We start from the raw sequence: 2,312 nt of genomic DNA on the forward strand, positions 1-2,312 counted from the left end.
TGGCAATTCCCCAGCTTTTCTGGTTTAAAAAATGCCGTACGACGCCCTGGATCATGTGGATTATTGCCGTATTCGTCAATATCGGAATGTGGTTCGAACGCTTTGTTATTATCGTCACATCACTCAGTCGCGATTTCCTTCCGGGAAGCTGGGCCCTTTACAAGCCGACGCTCATTGACTTTCTCATGCTGATTGGGAGTTTCGGAATATTTTTCACGCTGTTTCTGCTCTTCTGCCGGTATCTGCCCATGGTGGCCATGGCCGAAGTGAAAACCGTGCTGCCGCAGGCCCATGTCCATCACCGGCATGCTGCGGAAGAGCATGCGTCTTCTGAACTGGAATACGCGCGATAAAAAACAGTGATCAATAGTGCATGAACGTAGTGCATTAGAAACGTTATGAACGACAATAGTCACAGCCCAACAGAAACGAATTCGCCTCAGCCGCAGTATGTGGGCATTGTGGCCCGGTTTGCCTCGCCCGCAGACTTGCTGGCGGCGGCGCGACAGATTTCAGCGGCTGGCTACCGTTACTGGGATTGCCATACTCCGTTCCCGATCCACGGTCTTGATCGGGCGATGAAGATACGGCCCACCATTCTCCCCTGGCTGGTGGCCGGGGCGGGAGCGACGGGAGCCGTGGGGGCTCTGGTCCTGCAATGGTGGGCCAACGGAGTCGCCTATCCTCTCATCATCAGCGGAAAACCCTATTTCAGCCTCCCCGCGAACGTCCCCATCATCTTCGAACTGACAGTGCTGTTTGCCGCCCTCACCGCCTTTTTCGGGGCGATTCTGCTCAACGGACTGCCACGACTTCTTTATCCGGCAAGCACGGCGGCCTCGTTTGCTCGCGTCACCACAGACGCCTTTCTGGTTTCCATCGAGGCCAAAGATCCTCAGTTCCATCCTGAGCGAACGGCCGAATGGCTGCGAACTCTCGGCGCGGAAAGCGTGGAACTGTGCCCCGCCCCGGAAGGCGACGATGCCATTCCGGCGGTCATCAAACGGGGATTGCTGGTGCTGGCGGTTCTCGCCTTGTTGCCGCCCCTGTTTATTGCTCTGGCGCGGCAGCACACTACGGAAACTCCGCAGGAAAAGCCCCGTATTCACATCATCAAAGACATGGACTTTCAGCCCAAATATGAGACGCAGGCCGTCAGTCCGCTGTTTGCCGACCGTCGGGCCATGCGACCGCGAGTGCCGGGCACTGTTCCCTTTGATCCCCACTGGCAACCTCCGCCCGAGGGATTTCTGACCGGGAAAGTCGGCAACGAATATCTCACCGAATTCCCGATTCCGGTCAACGAGGACGTCATGCGGCGGGGCCGCGAACGCTACGACATTTACTGCGCGACGTGCCACGGCTGGACAGGCGAAGCGGGTCAGTACGACGGTATGACCTCCCGCCGGGCCCGAGCCCGCGGTGAAACAACGTGGGTTCCGCCGGCCAGTCTCACCGGTCAGGCCGTTCGCGAGCAACCTGTGGGCAAGATCTTTGAAACGATCACCCAGGGGATGGTCCGCGAAGGCGTTTACAGCATGCCCCCCTACGCGGTCCAGATTCCGCCGGAAGACCGCTGGGCCATCGTGCTGTATGTCCGCGCACTCCAGCGGGCACGCGCCCCCTACCCGGAAGATTTTCAGGATTCCGCCCCTTCCGCCAGTGTATCGGCGGCTAGTCCGGCGGGCGTGAATGACGGCCAGATGAAGAGCAACCTCGCTGGAGAGATGCGGCGTTAAAACCCAGACTATCGACCGCATAATACGGGATACGTTTGACCTTTGACTGAATCGCACATGGGATCGGTAATGCAGGCGACGGAATTGACGGATACCAATTCGGCGGTTCAATCTGCGATGAACCCCTCAACCGCGGGAGCCTCTCGCGCACCGCAGATCTGCACGATTGGGGGAGTCATCGCGATTGTTCTGGGCTTCCTGCTTTCCGGAGTATCTCCGGCCGGATGGCTGCAGGATTACCTTGTGCATTACACATTCCTCATCAGCATCACACTCGGGGCACTGTTCTTTGTATTCCTTCAGCATCTGACCCGTGCGGGCTGGAGTGTGACAGTCCGTCGAACCGCGGAGCTGATGGCCGTCGCCACTCCGACCCTCGTCGCTATCGCCTTTTTACCCATAGCCATCACTTTGTTTATCGAGGGACTGAATCTCTATCCCTGGGCGACGGGTGACTTCTTTCTGCATCATCCCGAATTACGGCATAAGACAGTCTATTTGAATATTCCGTTTTTCTTATTGCGGGCGGCCTTTTGTCTGGCAGTATGGTGGTGGCTCGGGCGCTTTTACCTG

The 2,312-nt window shown here is 57.7% G+C and carries 1 protein-coding gene and 2 pseudogenes; all 3 read left to right on the forward strand.

What is annotated here, in order from left to right; all coding sequences use genetic code 11:
- Positions 1-353, forward strand: a pseudogene (locus H5U08_RS16100) (hypothetical protein); the annotation flags it as partial.
- Positions 354-398: 45 nt separating this feature from the next.
- On the forward strand, positions 399-1,739 hold the full coding sequence (locus H5U08_RS16105; protein WP_297035367.1) for a quinol:electron acceptor oxidoreductase subunit ActD: 1,341 nt from the start codon (positions 399-401) through the stop codon (positions 1,737-1,739).
- Between the two features lie 57 nt (positions 1,740-1,796).
- Positions 1,797-2,312 (forward strand): annotated as a pseudogene (locus tag H5U08_RS16110) (hypothetical protein); the annotation flags it as partial.

It is taken from the genome of Thermogutta sp. (assembly GCF_014359955.1).
GTDB lineage: Bacteria > Planctomycetota > Planctomycetia > Pirellulales > Thermoguttaceae > Thermogutta.

Coding starts and splice junctions, on each gene's coding strand:
- H5U08_RS16105 (WP_297035367.1), top strand. CDS start 399: ATGAACGACAATAGTCACAGCCCAACAGAAACGAATTCGCCTCAGCCG.